At 55.9% G+C, this 15943-nt stretch carries 10 protein-coding genes; 6 read left to right on the forward strand and 4 right to left on the reverse strand.

Annotated elements, in window-relative coordinates; genetic code table 11:
- Positions 1-557: 557 nt before the first annotated feature.
- The gene (locus ACGY09_RS22270) at positions 558-2159 is read left to right on the forward strand and encodes a GYF domain-containing protein (RefSeq protein ID WP_397569484.1); all 1602 of its coding nucleotides are present in this window, start codon (positions 558-560) and stop codon (positions 2157-2159) included.
- Positions 2160-2396: 237 nt separating this feature from the next.
- Here ACGY09_RS22270 and ACGY09_RS22275 read toward each other — a convergent pair whose 3' ends face one another.
- Both ACGY09_RS22275 and ACGY09_RS22280 read right to left on the reverse strand, forming a co-directional pair.
- On the reverse strand, positions 2397-3986 hold the full coding sequence (locus ACGY09_RS22275; protein WP_397569485.1) for a hypothetical protein: 1590 nt from the start codon (positions 3984-3986) through the stop codon (positions 2397-2399).
- A 409-nt stretch (positions 3987-4395) separates the two neighbouring features.
- Positions 4396-4788, reverse strand: a complete 393-nt coding sequence (locus tag ACGY09_RS22280) for an ArsR/SmtB family transcription factor (RefSeq protein ID WP_373652778.1) — start codon at positions 4786-4788, stop codon at positions 4396-4398.
- A gap of 723 nt (positions 4789-5511) precedes the next feature.
- Here ACGY09_RS22280 and ACGY09_RS22285 point away from each other — a divergent pair.
- The 3 genes from ACGY09_RS22285 to ACGY09_RS22295 all read left to right on the forward strand — a co-directional run bounded on the left by ACGY09_RS22285 (position 5512) and on the right by ACGY09_RS22295 (position 9228).
- Positions 5512-6273 (forward strand): SDR family NAD(P)-dependent oxidoreductase, encoded by a 762-nt coding sequence (locus ACGY09_RS22285; protein ID WP_373652777.1) that lies wholly within the window; start codon positions 5512-5514, stop codon positions 6271-6273.
- A gap of 410 nt (positions 6274-6683) precedes the next feature.
- A complete protein-coding gene (locus ACGY09_RS22290) occupies positions 6684-7916 on the forward strand; it encodes an LL-diaminopimelate aminotransferase (protein WP_397569486.1) in 1233 nt (410 codons plus the stop codon).
- 142 nt (positions 7917-8058) lie between these two features.
- Positions 8059-9228 carry an N-acetylglucosamine-6-phosphate deacetylase gene (locus ACGY09_RS22295; RefSeq protein WP_397569487.1) on the forward strand — a complete coding sequence of 390 codons (1170 nt, stop codon included), beginning with the start codon at positions 8059-8061 and terminating at the stop codon, positions 9226-9228.
- An 86-nt stretch (positions 9229-9314) separates the two neighbouring features.
- Here ACGY09_RS22295 and ACGY09_RS22300 read toward each other — a convergent pair whose 3' ends face one another.
- Complete coding sequence (locus tag ACGY09_RS22300) at positions 9315-10385, reverse strand: tRNA dihydrouridine synthase (protein WP_397569488.1); 1071 nt, start codon at positions 10383-10385, stop codon at positions 9315-9317.
- A gap of 383 nt (positions 10386-10768) precedes the next feature.
- Here ACGY09_RS22300 and ACGY09_RS22305 point away from each other — a divergent pair, with 383 nt between their 5' ends.
- On the forward strand, positions 10769-11941 hold the full coding sequence (locus tag ACGY09_RS22305; protein WP_397569489.1) for a hypothetical protein: 1173 nt from the start codon (positions 10769-10771) through the stop codon (positions 11939-11941).
- Positions 11942-12208: 267 nt separating this feature from the next.
- Here the strand turns inward: ACGY09_RS22305 and ACGY09_RS22310 are convergent, their stop codons facing one another.
- Positions 12209-14404, reverse strand: coding sequence for a serine/threonine-protein kinase (locus ACGY09_RS22310; RefSeq protein WP_397569490.1), 2196 nt, complete (start codon positions 14402-14404; stop codon positions 12209-12211).
- 186 nt (positions 14405-14590) lie between these two features.
- On the opposite strand from ACGY09_RS22310, the gene ACGY09_RS22315 reads away from it, so the two are divergent.
- A complete protein-coding gene (locus tag ACGY09_RS22315) occupies positions 14591-15184 on the forward strand; it encodes a sigma-70 family RNA polymerase sigma factor (protein WP_397569491.1) in 594 nt (197 codons plus the stop codon).
- Positions 15185-15943 lie beyond the last annotated feature (759 nt).

Consider the following 15943-nt stretch of genomic DNA (forward strand, 5'->3'; position numbering starts at 1 on the left):
CGAAGCGACCGCCGCTGCGATCGGGAGTCCATCCGTTGAAGGTGCTTTTTAGTCCACATCAACTATTCACACCTGCTTCATTCCCATTTCATATTCGCCGATATCATGCGTCCGGGAAAACTTAAGCGATCTTCTCAGAGGGGAGGTCGCGTCGGCGTAGAGCTGCGCCTCCGCGTTCGACAAGACTTTCGGGGGCCTGATTGCAGAAAATAAGGGCGGTCGCCGCGGCTCACGGGGTTCGCAAACTGTTTTGCGAATTGGTTTTTTTCTGGAATCCGTCTACGGAGCGGGCTATTTTCCAAGGTGCCTGCGCGTGAAGCGAGGGAATCGTTGCTGGAGTGCTCTGTCCTACGCGGTCTGCATCCGGCTTCATCATCGCACGCAAAATATGATGATATGTCGCTATGTCAGAGTCCGGGTTGTACATGAAAAGTCCATTGAAATGGTGGACATTTCCCAAATTTCAGGCGATTATAGAAGTAACTTGGGTGTATCGCTCTCGTGGATGTCATTGACTGACATTCAAGCGTGATTTTGGGACTGGGGAAAACACTGCAATGGACGGATGGTACTACAAGTCATTCGGTGAAGAATTCGGGCCAGTAACCTTCGATGAACTGGTCGAATTGGCCAAAAATCGCGCACTGGGGAGCGACGACGAAGTCCGGTTTGGCGCTAACGGGAATTGGAGGCGAGCCGGCTCAATGGGCCAGTTGATGGCCCACATGCCTGCCGGGTCGCATATTCCAAAGGGATCCGGAAAGAGCTCCGTCGAAATCGACGTCGTCGAGGGGGACAGTTGGCACTACAAGCTGTTTGGCGACGAATTTGGGCCCGTATCCGTCGAAACCCTGATTGAGCTTGCCGCAAATCAGACCCTCTCGCCTGATGACGAGGTCCGCGCCGGAGTCCGTGGTTCCTGGAGGCGTGCCGACTCCATTACGCAGCTTGCCGGTCACTTTTCCTCTGTCGCGACACTTCCAGCAGCCCCGGTTGCCACGCGTGGACGAGCCACCGAATCGTCCGACTCGCAAGGTTGGTACTATAAGCTCTTCGGTAACGAATTTGGCCCGGTTTCCTTTGATGAGCTGATTGAACTTGCCAAGAATCAAACTCTTTCCGTCAACGATGATGTTCGATTCGGGGAAGGCGGAGTCTGGCGCCGAGCCGGCTCGATCGGCAAGCTGATGGCTCACCTTCCGTTCCAGGACCCCAAAAAATCCTTCTCTGTTACCTTGGACCAGCGACCGGCAGCAAGTCGCAAAGCTCGAGCGAGCGTTCCTGAAGTCCCCCAAGTGGTAGAGGACGAAACTGAAGTCTTCGATACTGCTCCTGAAGAGACGGAAACCGTCGTCGAAACGAAACCTGTCGTCGAAGACAAATGGTGGTGCACCATCCGCGGGAAGGAATATGGTCCTGTACCGCTGTCGAAACTGATGGAATGGGTCGCTAACGGTCGGCTTGTTCGGGAAGACTTCGTCCGGCAGGGCTTCAACGCGTATGTTGTCGCTGGTGAATTGCCCGGACTCTTCCCTGAACTCCCCAAAGCAGTCGTCGAAACCAAGTCCGACTTCAGGACGACCACCCCGACCCGGCCAATACCTGCCGCCCCCCCCTCTGAGTCTGTGCGGCCTGTAACTCCGCCAGTCGAAGTCTCATCTCCACCCCCCAGCATGCCCGCCTCAAACCCGTGGCAAGCAGGTGGAGGAGGTGCTGCTACTCGCCCAATGGTCCCGATGCGTCGGCCACCCGCCAAGAGCGGCGGGATGGACAAACTCCTGAAACCGATTCTGGGGGTCGTCGGCGTTGTTGTGCTGGGCGGACTGATCTATCTGATCCTCCCTTTCCTCGGCGAATCTGCTGACGTCAAACGCTTTAAGATTCTGAAAACTGCGTATGCCGAAATGCAGAATGCACGGGCAGCCGATACGCCGCCCAGTAAAGATGAACTCAAGAAGATCACGGCAAAAATGGCCAAAGTTGCCAAGCCCATCGAAACTGAGCTGAAAGGCAAGACCGGCGCGGCAACCGCAAAGCTAAGAAGCCTCGCCAAGAAGATGCAGGAGGTTGGCAAGGAAGACCTTTCCAAGCCAACAGACGCAGAGAAATTGATGAACAAGACGGTGACCGACCTCGCGAGAATTCTGAAGGTTAAATAGGTCCTGGCTTCTTCTGTCTCCCTCTGTATAACCACTCGTGATAAGCCTCACGATCACATACGATCGTGAGGCTTCTTCTTATTCATGGCCTGGACTGCAGCACAGCTTGAGTCCTCTGCTGTTTGTCAGATCTCTGGGCTCAAGTACCAACCGCTCGCTGGCCGACGCGGGTGCGGGACATCTGGGATGGTCTGTGAGTAACAGTGAGCTTCGCCCGGACGTTCAATTTGCTACGTCTCACCGGGCTTGTGATTCCTCGATCTGCTTGACCCAACCTCGGCCGATCAGACGCACGAATCCTTCCTCGAGCTCGACTTTCAGTTTGAGCCCCTCAGGAAACGGTTCCAGCGACAAACTCAAGCCGTCTTCCCCTTTGGAAAATTCTTGCTCCGCTGCGTCGGGGTCAGAGTTAAGTATGTCCGTTGCGAGGAACTGGGGAAGGACCTTGGCACTCAACCGGCCTTTGACGGCTGCGGCCCCACGCTGGTTCTCTGGAGCAGCGGCGACGAGGTCGATGGCATTACAGAGGCGCTCCACGAGGGGGGCGGGATGTCCAATACCCAGCCATATAGTCCTGGTTGCCTGACCGACGATGATCTCGATATTGCTTCCTGTCCAGTGGGTAATCCATGTGGGCAGCTCATGAGGGATCAGACTATGCAGAACGACCCCTTCGTGAATATCAAAGCTTTCTCGCAAATCGGCGAGGTGCCCCGAGCTTTCCAGTCGTTCCAGCCAGCGAGGGATCGACGCGTTCATCCCTTCGACATCGGGGCCGTGGAACGCGGTGATCAGCGACAATTCACCCGCTTTTGAGCCGACGAGCTGAAGGCCAATTTCCAGCCGTGAGGGTTTTGCCTCTTCGTCTCCCGGATTCTTGCGGAGCTGCTCCCAGATTCCTGCAAGGGGAAGATCAAACGCGAGTCCTGCGGCGACATCGGATTGAACCAGCGTCGAGTACTCGCTGCGAACAGCTTTCAGTTGCCTCAACACTGCGGAGAGTCGGCTTTTCGCCACACTTTCGATGCTTAGTTCAAAGATAATGTGTCGGTTCTCGGGGTCAATTCGACAACCTGCGGTGAAAGACTTTGTATCGAGTACCAGGTGTTCGATAAAATCCAGCGCCAGCTTTCCAGCCGACTTGCGGATCGCTGCCTGTTCTTCGTCTTCGTCGTCCATTGGCTGCAACCAGGGTTCGATCTGCTGACGCAAGTCGGCGATCCAGTGGGTTTTGATCGATTGAGGAATCTGGAGTAAGTCGGCTTTTAGAGTAGCGTCGTACCTGTCGCGCAGTCCCTGGGCGAGCTTAAGCGGCGATACGCGAAGTGCTCGAATCGTGGCTTCAGAGTCGGCGAACAGCGCATAGTCTTTCTGTACCAGCACGTGGTAGGGGGAACCGGGGCGTTCGATTTCGTAGTGGTCCGGCGCGACCTGATGATATCCGACAACGCCAAATGTCGCTGTCTTCAAGAGCTCTTCAATTTCCGTTTTGGGGATAAAGACGATTTCTCGCGGCTTTTCGTCATCCCAGACTGTCATGATCCCGGCAGGCTTGGTTGGTTCGATACCCGCAAGGTCCCGGAAACCCGTCAATCGTTCGTTGATGGAACCGGCCAGATCGGGGCGGTCCACCGACTCAAAGATTGTTTCGCACGCCTGTCGAATCCGATCCTGGCTGGAAATGAAGATGGTCAAAACAGGTCGCTCGGCGAGAGATGCGGGGCGTGGCTCATCACCCTTCAGCGAACCAACGATCCCCCAGAACACCACGAAACAGGGCATCGCTGCCTGAAAAATGACCTTTGCAAGGCGGTAATGGCGGAGCATAGGGGCCCCTCGTTCAGCCAGCAGCGCAGGTAACTTGTCGAGCTGCAAGCAGTGCTGGAGTGTAGTTGGGAAGATTTTGACCGACCGCAGGGAGCAAATGCTCGCACAAACGGGTCAGCATGCCAAGGTAATTTCCGCACACAGGATCACCAGCGAAGACTGGCGGAAGCGAAAGCTCTTGCAGCAGGCAACTGCAGTAGGCGTGGGAGTAATCGACGGCCAAAACGCAGCGATTGAGACAGTGCTGCGAGAAAAGAGATTAGCCGCCGTGGGCAGAGCAACACGATTGCTGCTCTGCTTTGACTCGGTCGGGGTACTGGGGCGAGATCCCGTTTTCTTCACCAAGCTCTGGCCCGAGCTGAGGAAAACGGACACGCCGGAAGGTCGCGGGACCTGCAGTTACACCCGATCAGGGTTCTTGGGTCAGGACGAAATTCTGGAAGCGAAGTTCGTCGCTCTGAGGATCGCTCATCGTTTTGAAGAGTTCACCGATCAACTTATGAAAATGTTTTTCTCTTACTGAGTAAAAATTGTGCTTCCCGTCTCGTCGCGGTTCAATCAGGCCTGCAACCCGGAGTAAGGCCAGGTGATGGCTGACCGCTGGCTGGCTCTGGTTGAGTCGCTCGCACAGGGCTGAAACGTGAAGTTCTTGCTCCCGCAGAAGATACATCAAAATCTTCAGGCGGGTTTCGTCGGCCAGCAGTTTGAAAACTTGAACGAGGTCTCGTTCGAGCTGCTCCGATAGCTCTGGAAACGAAACTCCGGTTCGAGTCGGGCCCAACGAATCAATTGTCGCAATCATTTCCTTCTCACTCTCTAGGTGTAAAGCCGCCCCTTCTTGTATTGGGGCAGCGGAATCACGATGTGTGTCTGGGTTCGACACGGGAATATCCTCGGAGATCATCCATTTTCTCACAGTGAATTGGCAGCATGTGAGCGCACTACGAACGGACCGACATACGTCTGGTGTGGATCAAGCTGATTAAATCAATCTATTTTTTGGTACTTAGCCAATTTCGATGGCTGGGGAACCGATGCTCCGAGAGGATCATCTGATTTCCTGGCTGCCAAGTCCCGCTGCAAATCAGACACTGAGTGACTGACACTTCTGACTGTGTAAAAGTTGCAGCGATTCTCAAAATTCGTCGATAGGCAAAACCTTGACTGACGCAGATAGGTGCGCGACATGATGTGCAATGAGGCCTAATTCTAAGCTGATCGAGACTACCCATGCCTGGGTAACGGATCGAGCTCTTGGTGAGTAGTATGTCTGGGCAAGTTTCAAGAGTCAACTGGCAGCATCAAAGTTTCCGCATGCCGGAAGCCCCGATTTTTACGGTTCTTACGATGAAATCACTGGAATTCACACAAATTTAAGACAAAATGTACACAAGTCTGAAGTTCGCGGTTGGGTTCAAGCAAAAACTGCACCACTTGAACTCTTTCGTTAGCTTCAGATGGCGGAATTATTGATTTTGACCTCCCTCTCTCAAGACCCAATTTCCTTCTTACGAAAGATTTTCTCGTGGAGTTTGCCAGTCTCGCGAATCGCACTGCCGTCGTTACAGGGGCTGCAAGCGGAATTGGTCGCGCAATCGCCTTAACCCTCGCGCAAGCGGGCGCTGATGTCGTCATCCACTTCGCCCGGTCGCGTGACGCCTCCGAGTCTCTCGCCGCAGAAATCCGGTCACTTGGTCGGAAAGCCAGTCTCGCACAAGCGGATTTTTCTGATTCCAGCGTCCTCGAAGCGTTCGTTTCGCAAATCTGGGAAGAACAGCAAGGTTTCGACATCTGGGTGAACAATGCGGGTGCTGATATTCTGACCGGCGACGCTGCCAACTGGGGGTATGAGCAAAAATTACAATCTCTGCTCGACGTCGACGTTCGAGCCGGGATGATCCTGGCAGGTTGTGCTGGACGACGGATGTACGATCGGGGGACGGGAGCCATCATCACCATCGGTTGGGACCAGGCAGATCGGGGAATGGAAGGAAACAGTGGTGAACTTTTCGCCGCAACCAAAAATGCCGTGATGGGTTTCAGCCGCTCGCTGGCATTGAGTCTGGCGCCGCGTGTCAGGGTCAACTGCATCGCACCCGGATGGATCAAAACGGCGTGGGGTGAGACCGCCAGCGACCCCTGGCAGCAACGGGTCCTGCGTGAGACGCCGCTGCAGCGTTGGGGGCTTCCCGAAGACATTGCCAATGCCGCTCGTTTCCTTTGCAGCGACGAAGCTTCGTTTATTACTGGACAAGTCATCAACGTGAATGGCGGCGCGGTCCGATGACGATGTTTCGCACTGCTGGTTCCTGACGATCGATTCCACCCAGGTCGCGAGTCAGGATTGCGGCTGTGTGTTGACCAGCGCGTCCTCAACAATCGAATCTGGCAATAACAATCGAATCTGGCAATAAATTCGTACGCTATTGGATTCTCCAAAGGATCGGATATTGAAACGGGGGCCTCCTTCTCACAGGAGAATCCCTCTACACCGATTCCGACGATGACATCGCGACCAGGAACTCGGGGGGAACCGATCGGGTAGGCTTGCCGGAAGCCGAGGGGCGTGGCCAGCGGGGGCGATTGGGGATGAGGTTGAATTCGCCTGTGCGGGGTTCTACAACACAAAACCACGCGGCAGAAATAAAGAAAATAAAGAAGTAGTACGTCGAACTCCGGCAACTTAAGGAACTCGGGATGGCTCTCGTTAACGAAAATTACCTCAAACTCAAGGCTGGTTATCTGTTTCCCGAAATCGGCCGGCGAGTCTCCAAATTCGCCGCCGATAACCCCTCGGCGAAGATTATCCGTCTGGGAATTGGGGACGTCACCGAGCCGCTCCCCGCCGCCATCATCGAAGCCATGCACCGCGCTACCGACGAGATGGCGAAACGAGAAACATTTCGGGGCTACGGACCCGAACAGGGCTATGACTTTCTCAGAAATGCCATCGCCCAGAATGATTTTGTCAGCCGCGGAGCCAACGTCGCTGCGGACGAAATCTTCGTCTCCGACGGTTCCAAGTGCGACACGGGGAATATCCTCGACATTTTCGGCGCTGGAAACGTCATCGCTGTGACGGACCCCGTCTATCCGGTCTATGTCGATACGAACGTGATGGCAGGACGTACCGGGGCGGCTGACGAATCCGGGCGGTATGAGGGCCTCGTCTATCTGCCTGTGACTGCAGAGAACAATTTCACCCCTGCCCTGCCCGATCGCAAAGTCGATCTGATCTATCTGTGCTACCCCAATAATCCGACCGGGACGGTCGCCACCAGGGAAACGCTGAAAAAATTCGTCGACTATGCGAAAGCGAACGGCAGCATCATCTTCTTCGATGCGGCGTATGAAGCGTACATCACGGATCCCGCGATTCCGCATTCGATTTACGAGATCGAAGGTGCCCGCGATGTCGCAATCGAGTTCCGCAGTTTCAGCAAGACCGCCGGTTTCACGGGGACCCGGTGTGCCTACACTGTCGTGCCAAAAGGCCTTCAGGCAAAGACCCCGACGGGAGAATCCGTCGATTTGCACGCCCTGTGGAATCGACGCCACACGACCAAGTTCAACGGTGTGAGCTACATCATTCAGCGTGGCGCGGAAGCCGTCTACAGCGAACAGGGTAAGGTTCAGGTCCGTGCGCTGATCGACTTCTACCTGGAAAATGCCGCGATCCTCTGCCGCGGTTTGAAGGAAGCGGGCCTGACGGTCTATGGGGGCACGAATGCTCCTTATGTCTGGTTGAAGACGCCCGGTGGAATGACCAGTTGGCAGTTCTTTGATCATCTTCTCTCTAAGGCACATCTTGTCGGAACTCCTGGTAGCGGCTTCGGCGCTGCTGGCGAAGGCTATTTCCGTCTGAGTGCCTTCAACAGCCGGGCCAACATCGATGAAGCGGTCAGCCGGATTCAGCAGATTCTCAAGTGAGCTTCACGGCATCGGCGACGCGAGCGGTGCCTGCTGCTGATCAGCGATGGAATTTTGTGGTTGACGATCTTTGGCGACTGTGACTGCTCCTATTCAGTCACAGTCGCTTTGCAACTTCACCATTCTTCAAGATTGAACGCCGATGCTCTCTCTCTTCGCCCGCCACTATGCGAACGGTGAACCGATTCGCATTGATCTTCAGGAAGATCGAATTCTTCGCGTTTCTCCGGCGTGGCCGAACGGATCGATCCAGGACTGGCCGTACGTCTCACCCGCGTTCCTCGACTTGCAGATCAACGGCTTCGGTGGAACCTGGTTCAGTGATGATGAACTGTCTGCCGAACGCGTGCTCAAGACTCTTCAACCTCATTATCAGTTCGGGGTGACCCGGATTTGTCCGACCTTAATCACAAACTCGTACGAAGGGCTGGCCCATGGTTTCGCCGCCATTCGAGAGGCCTGCGAACAGGCCCCCTGGGCGAATCGGATGGTCTGCGGGTGCCACCTCGAAGGGCCCTACATTTCTTCCGAAGATGGTCCCCGCGGAGCCCATCCACGACAGCATGTCCGAGCCGCCGACTGGGATGAATTCCAGCGTCTGCAGGAAATTTCGGGACAGCGAATCAAACTGGTGACCCTGGCCCCCGAAGTCGACAACGCCATCGACTTCATCAAAAAGTGTGTGGCCAGCGGGGTCGTCATCGCGATTGGCCACAGTGCGGCGACACCGGAACAGGTCCGCGCTGCCGTCGATGCCGGTGCCCGGTTGAGTACTCATCTGGGGAATGGTGCACACGCGATGATGCACCGCCATAGAAACGTGATTTATGAACAGCTCGCCGATCCCCGTCTGTTCGCCAGCTTGATCGTGGATGGACATCATCTTCCCCCAAATCTGGTCCGAATCTTCATGCGGGTGAAAACGCCACAGCGGACGATCCTGACTTGTGACGCGGCCGGGTGGGCGGGGTGCCCCCCTGGAGTCTACGAAAGCAAATTGGGGCGCAGCGAAATTCTTCCCAGCGGGAAACTGGTCGTTGCCGGACAGCACGAATTGCTGGCGGGTTCGGCGCAGGAACTGGATACCTGTGTGGCAAACGCCGTTGACTTTGCCCAGGTGACACTCAAGGAAGCCGTCGACATGGCCAGCATGAACCCGGCTCGGCTACTCGATCAGGAAGTGGTTCGCCTGCGCCGCGGCTCCCGCGCGGATCTGATCCTGTTCCATCTTTCTCCGCAGGATCCCAAGCTGAAGGTCGAAGCAACGATTGCGGATGGCGAGTTAAAATATGGGGAACTCCTTTCCCGTTAATCTTTCATTGATGAAGCGAGCCAATCCTCGGAACCCTCGCCAGCAATCGGAGCGGGAATGAACCGAATCGAGCCACTTTGGACGGCTCAGCGGGAATACCACTCCCTCAGGACGGCATGCCATTCGTCGAGCGTGCGAGTGGCGGCGAACGCGTTACGCACGTCTGAATACCGGGGATGCAGCTTTGCGAACTTGATCGAGAACATTCGCATGGTGGATAGGACCTGCTCCGGGCTACAAACCTCCATGCTCAGCTCGCAATGCATTTCCATGACCCGTTTCTGCTCCGTCAGATCGGGTTCCGGCAGCGGTTCGCCACGTTCCAGGGCGCGGACCTGTGAAAAGATCCAGGGATTGCCAATCGCGCCACGAGCCACCGAGACGCCGTCGACGCCTGTTGCGGCGAACATCTCTACGCAGGATTGAGCGGTGAAGAGGTCGCCGCTTCCCAGGATGATTCGTGAGCCTGCGTGCTGCTTCACTTCCCGCAGGAAATCCCAGTTGCTGGGGCCCACGTACTTTTGTTCAACCGTTCGACCGTGGACGGTGATCGCTGCCACGCCACGCTCGAAAGCGCCGTCCATAATTCGGAAGAAGCGGTCCCGACTTTCGGCCGAGTCATCCAGTCCACGCCGCATCTTCAGCGTCACGGGGATTGAGGGGGGGACGGCGTCGCGTGTCCGGCTGACGATTTCCAGTGCCGTTTCCGGTTGGCTCAGATGATATCCCCCTCGGCATCCCCCTACGGCCGATTTCACGGGACATCCGAAATTGATGTCGATGATGTCGAAACCGGCCGCGACGAGTTTTTGTGCAGCCGGACCAAATTCGGTGGGATCAGACCCCATCAACTGCCCCCCGACCGGATGTTCCTCATCGGTGATTCGCAGGTATCGTCGTGTTTTTTGTCGCTGTTTCAGGTCGAGCACAAACCGGTCAATCATCACCTCGGCCAGCGTATAGCTGGCTCCTAACCGCCGCGCGACAATCCGCATGGGGCCGTCGCTATAGCCGCTGAGTGCCGCCTGCACGACGGGAAATCCGATCGACACGTTCCCGATGGACAGGAGCTTGAGCGGGAATGAGTGCAGCGGCGAACCGGTGTAGGTCCGGACGGGAGGTGGAATTCGTTCGGTCAGGGACGTTTCGTTGGTCATTCGAAATTACGTGCTTTGTTGAGCGTGGGGTAGCGAATCGGGGGGATGGCGACTGCGGTTGTCTCTCGTCTGGTCAGTTTTTGATGCGAACGGGTTTCCCCGCGGATCAGGCCGCCCGGTGTCGGGTCACGCAGTGACTCCGCGAAATCATCAATACTTCATTCCAAAAGGGCTGCGGCAAGCCGGGATGGGCCTGAGCCGACGCCCTGGATTGTAGCAGGCCCGAGGGAGGATGCTTGGTGTCACAACACGTCGACGGCGTTTTCTGACAAGGCCCGAAAAAATTCTCTGAAAATTCTCTGTAACACTTTCTCACGGTCTTCGCTCCGCATGTCAGGCGGATGTGATTAACAAGTTCTGAGAAAAGTTTTAGGAGACAGATCATGTTACGAAGCAAGACGTTACTGACAGCGGGACTGATGGTTGTTCTCACTTTGACCTCGCAGAGCGATGCTCAAGCGCGGGGACATCAGGGAAATGGTGGTGGTGGGAATCGAAACTTTGGTGGTGGCCAGTTTCAGGCGAGTCGGGGCCAGGTCAACCAGATGGGAAACTCCAACTTCAGACCACAAAACATGAACATTCCGTCGAAGAACGTGGTTTCCCACAACAATTTTTCGCAGCCGATCTCGAAGCAGGTCCTGACAAAAGTTGGTCCTGTCAACGGGGGCTTCAATCGCATCCCCAACAACTCGTCTGTCGGTTCCAAGGTCATTCAGGGCAATCACAAGATTGGTCTGGGGAATCAGCGGGTACCGAACGTCGTGTCGAGGCAGCCAGCGGGAAATGGCAGCGGGCTGATTTCGCAGGTCAAGAAGTTCGATGTCCACAACGGGAACCACAACCCGGTTTCTTCGGTCCTCAACAAGAATCGTTTTCCGGGTCAGCAATTCGGGAAGAATGGCTTCCCGGGCATGAACGGCAAGCACCAGATCAATCCCGTGAAGTTCAACCATCAAAACAAGTTCGTCAAGGCACATACGTCGATGGGGCCGTACTTCCCAGGTAAGTTCAACCCAGGTAAGTTCAACCCAGGCAAGTTCAACAACTCGGGCCGTTACAACAACAAATTCTGCGGAACTCCTTATCAGAAGTCGTGGGGATACGGCGGAGGCTGCTGGGGATATGGGGGATACGGCTGCAACTTTGGTGGGTGGAACTACTGCTACCCGGTGAACAACTACTACTGCGGCTATAACAACTACAATTACTGCTACCCCACCTACAGCTATGGGACATGTCTGTATACTCCTGGTTGCTACGGTGGAATCAGTGCCACGATCCTTCAGCCCTGTGTCACGACCGCTTATCAGTGCAACTACGCTCCTGTGTATGCGGCCGCTCCGGGATACGCTTCCGTCCAGACTCAGGAAGTACCCGTGGAAATGGCTCTGACAAACGATTCGCTTCCCCCGTTGTCTGACGCCATTCCGAATGGCAACTCTGACCTGATCCCACCTGCCCCTTCCGCAACCTCATCAGGTTCGCTGGAGCTGGGATTGGAAGAAGCAAAACTGGTGGAAGCAGGCAAAACTCTGCGGGGTCCACGGTTCTGATGAGTTTCTCTGAGCCCCAAAATCCAACACCCAGTCACGACTAACCCAGCCAGAGCGAGATCACTCGATTTCGCCCTGGCTACTCGCATGTCCGTAGGAAAAGAATCGCTCCCGACGAGGTTCCCCCCAGTAGCCCTGGCGGTCCCCGACAGGAAAGCCGAACCGCAATCCCCCCAGGCCACTCCCTAAAGCCGAAAACAAACAGTCCCCCGCCGCCCCACGTATCCAATCAACAACGATTCCGTCGTCCCCTCACAATGCACCCCTTCACCGGTCCCGTCGATTCGAAATCACTTTTGATAGCGTGGTCAGATCGGTCTGAAGCAGTCGAAACGCCGAGATTGCGATCGCATATCCAATTGCTCCGCTCGCTGCCAGAACGACCAGGGCCGAGCGATTTTCTGACTGACCAATCGCAAGAATCAGGACCGCAATCATCGGGACCGAAGCCGCCAGCACCAGATACAACCATGTTTGCCGCGAGAGTCGTATCAGGTCCTGTCGATCGTCTGCGGTCATCGACTCGCGGTCGATCAGCGACGGATAGAACGCCCGCACCGAGACGATCGCCACTCCAAAAAACGGGTAGGCGGCTGCGATGAGTCCGCAGATGGCCAGCGACGCTACGAACTGCACATAAATGTCGAAGGGGACATGTCCCACAATCAGATGAAGCGACACCGGGTAAGCCGGGGCCGCGAGTAGCCAGAGCGTCAGACCTACCAGGGCGGCGACGTTTCCCAGGTCCAGGCATCGCCGACGCTGCTTAGCCAGTTCCCCAGGGGGGAGTGGCTGTTTCGAATCAATATGAGTCGCTTTGGCGACGGATCCGGCCAGCCATCCCGCGCAAAGAATCCCCGTGGGGAACGCGATCATGTTGATGATGGACTGAATCCGCATGAAAGTCGGTTCAGACCCGGGCAGGTTTTCCAGAATCACCCGGTAATTGTAGAGAAAGTTGAAGATGGCTCCGATCAGATTTGGAATCAGCGTCAGTATGGTCACCGTCGAAAGAGGAAACTTTCTGGCCCAGTACCGCCATCCTCCATCCGGGCGACGCAGCAGATTCCGCGCATCAGGTTCCAGGCAAAGCTCGATTTCCTGAGCCAGTTCGAGGCAACTGCCGTAGCGGTGTTCCGGTAAAGGAGACAGGCAGCGATCGAGGATCTCATGCAGTCCCAACCCCTCACGGCGCCACCGTTCCGGGATTCGGCCCGGTCCTTGCTGCCGCGCTTCGATCATCTTCTTCAGAACGGGAGGTCGTCCCTCTCTTTGTACGTCCGTCGAAAAAGGGCGTTCACCGGTCAGCAGCTCCCAGATGAGAACTCCCAGTGCGTAAAGATCACTGCGATTGTCCAAGCTGTCGGGCGTCCGTCCACTGCGGTGGTCGAACGCTTCCAGTTGTTCGGGCGACATGTACGCGAGACTGCCTCCGAAAAACTCTGCGGCTGACGCACCTTCCACGTTCTTACTGAAGCTGATGTTGAAGTCGGCCAGTTTCGGCACCCCTTCTGCCGTCAGCAGCACATTCGCCGGCTTCAAGTCGCGGTGCAAGACTCCCTGACGGTGAGCGTAATCCAGCGCACGACTTAGCTGAGCTCCCAGCCAGCAGACGACCTGAGGCCAGCTCATCTCCGCCAGCTTCTGACGCACGGAGGATTCGGCGGGAGGTGAGTCACCACGGGTGTCGAGTGCCTGATCGATGGCCCACAGGTAGTGTTTGCCGGACCATTGGGAAGGATCGATCGTCTGCAGCGATGCGAGAACACTGGCCAGCGTTCCTCCGGCTGCGTATTGCATGTAAAGCAGCCGCAATCCACGTCCTGTAACGGAACGCTGGTCATAGACTCGGACGATGTTGTTGTGATCCAGTTGAGCGAGTGTTTGCGGCTCATCCCCCTGATCGGCCGAAATTTTCACCGCCACAATCCGCTGCATGGAGCGTTGCCGTGCAAGGAAGACGGTCGCAAATGCACCTTGTCCCAGTCGCGCCAGCAATTCGAAATCATCAATCGACTCGCCCGGTTCCAGGTGCACCGCATCGAGGTTACCTGAGTGGATCACCGTTGATTGCTGAGTCGGATCAAGGACCAGCATCCGCTCGAGTGGCTGTGAAAGATGCGGGAAACGATCAAGAACATCCTGGGTTGATACGCGATCACCTGCCCGCTTGCGGACATGAACCTCTTCCAGCACAAGCTGTGGAGTGATCCGCTCGGCCAGTTCGGGGATTTCGGCAACATAGTCTTCGATGACTCGTCGCAGCCCCCGCTGCCATCGCTGCTCGAGGTCAATTTTGACCAGTTCCACGGCAAGTGACAGCCGCAGGTCTTCGTCACACTCTGAAAGATACTCCGTGATGGTGGGGGGAAGAGGGGATTCTTCCCAGGCCTGTGAAAAGGCCTCCAGCGCCGCTTCCAGTTGCGACCACTGCTCTTCCGCGAATTGAGTAGGATTCGTCAAAGTGGGGGAACAACCTGAATTGGGCCGAGTGACCGACGGGGATGGAACTTGAATAAGCCGTGTATTACCGCTGCAAGCGAGAACCCCTACTCAATCATCCTCCTGGATTCCTCTGTAAAAAAGTGAGTCTAGTCATGTGCCGACGAGTGGTCTACATTTTGACTACCAAAAACTTCAGGAAGCCGTATGTCAGAAACCACTGATCTCCCCTTCCCCGTTTCGCAGCACCATCTGGCGAGTTTCGTCGAGACGAAACGCCCGCAATTGCTGGCTTACATCCAGAACAACCTCGGGCCTGCTCTGCGTAAAAAGCTCGAACCGGACGACATTCTGCAGGAGGTCGTCCTGACGGCGCTCGGTTCGTTCGAAGCATTTACTGTTCCCGGCCGTGATCCGTTTAAGCTGCTCTGCCAGATTGCGGAGCAACGGATCATCGACGCCCATCGTCACCATGTCGCCGCTCAAAAGCGATCCGTCGATCGCGAAGTCTCGATCGATGTCGCCCCTGCCGGAGATCAGGCGCGAGGCTTTCTTCAACTGCTGGCCGCCAGCATGACCACTCCCAGCCAGGCCTTTTCGCGCGATCAGAAAGAATTTCTGCTGCAGGAGGCGGTCAGTTCCCTGCCGGAAGAGCAACGTGAGCTTCTCAGACTGCGCTATGTCGAAGGACTTCCCACGCGCGATGTGGCTTCCCGCATGGGGAAGTCGGACGGCGCTGTCCGGGTCCTTCTGACGCGGACCCTTTCCAAGCTGCAGCAGCTCCTATCTGATCACACCTGATGCTCGGGGGGGATTTCCCTGCACGGCGTGACGCTTTCCGCATCCTCCCTTTCTCCCTGTTTAAGGTCCTCATCGGTGGCAATGATGAAAATTTCTCAAAATGAAATGCACGCTGCACATGGTTGAGCATCTTGAGCACCTAATTGCAGAAACCTCTATTCTTGTAGTGTTTTGATCAGATGCTCAAGGTGCGCAAGCGTGAGCACCTTGAGCATCTAATCGAGCAACTGCAACTGCTCCTGATGACGGCGAAACGGCAGGCATCGCATAGACCTTTCAAGAAACGAAAACTCCCTGACAGGCCACCGTTCTCTCAGTGGCTGCGAAGGGCGAAAATCAAATTCGCGCACCGACGTATCCTCGCTGCCGCGCGAAAATGAATCGCCGCTTTAAAGATTGCCATAATGTTAAAGGTATTTTGACGCTGCGTCAAGAGATGTTGTCGCAACCGATGCGCGCGTGGCTGATCACTGCGTCAAAATGCTGTAACGTCGGCGAATTCGATGGCGCGCAGTCTGGATGAAGAATTGTCGCCAGGTTTAATGCCGGAAGATCGCTAATCGAGCCAAGGCGGCGAGAATCCAACACGGTACCACGAGAAGCCTTCCTCAAGTAGCCCTGTCGGTCCCTCGACAGGAAAGCCGAGTAATGACCCGCAAGTTTAATACCTATCCGCAGATGACGCAGAGCGACGCAGATTCTGAGAACAAGAGAAACATCTGCGAAAATCATCGCAATCTGCGGATCAAGACTTTCACT

Source organism: Schlesneria sphaerica (assembly GCF_044336245.1).
GTDB classification, from domain to species: Bacteria; Planctomycetota; Planctomycetia; order Planctomycetales; family Planctomycetaceae; genus Schlesneria; species Schlesneria sphaerica.

Bases quoted from the DNA above. Each gene is read 5' to 3' on its own strand.
- ACGY09_RS22270 (WP_397569484.1), top strand. From the start codon at position 558: ATGGACGGATGGTACTACAAGTCATTCGGTGAAGAATTCGGGCCAGTA.
- ACGY09_RS22275 (WP_397569485.1), bottom strand. From the start codon at position 3,986: ATGCTCCGCCATTACCGCCTTGCAAAGGTCATTTTTCAGGCAGCGATG.
- ACGY09_RS22280 (WP_373652778.1), bottom strand. From the start codon at position 4,788: ATGATTGCGACAATTGATTCGTTGGGCCCGACTCGAACCGGAGTTTCG.
- ACGY09_RS22290 (WP_397569486.1), top strand. From the start codon at position 6,684: ATGGCTCTCGTTAACGAAAATTACCTCAAACTCAAGGCTGGTTATCTG.
- ACGY09_RS22295 (WP_397569487.1), top strand. From the start codon at position 8,059: ATGCTCTCTCTCTTCGCCCGCCACTATGCGAACGGTGAACCGATTCGC.
- ACGY09_RS22300 (WP_397569488.1), bottom strand. From the start codon at position 10,385: ATGACCAACGAAACGTCCCTGACCGAACGAATTCCACCTCCCGTCCGG.
- ACGY09_RS22305 (WP_397569489.1), top strand. From the start codon at position 10,769: ATGTTACGAAGCAAGACGTTACTGACAGCGGGACTGATGGTTGTTCTC.
- ACGY09_RS22315 (WP_397569491.1), top strand. From the start codon at position 14,591: ATGTCAGAAACCACTGATCTCCCCTTCCCCGTTTCGCAGCACCATCTG.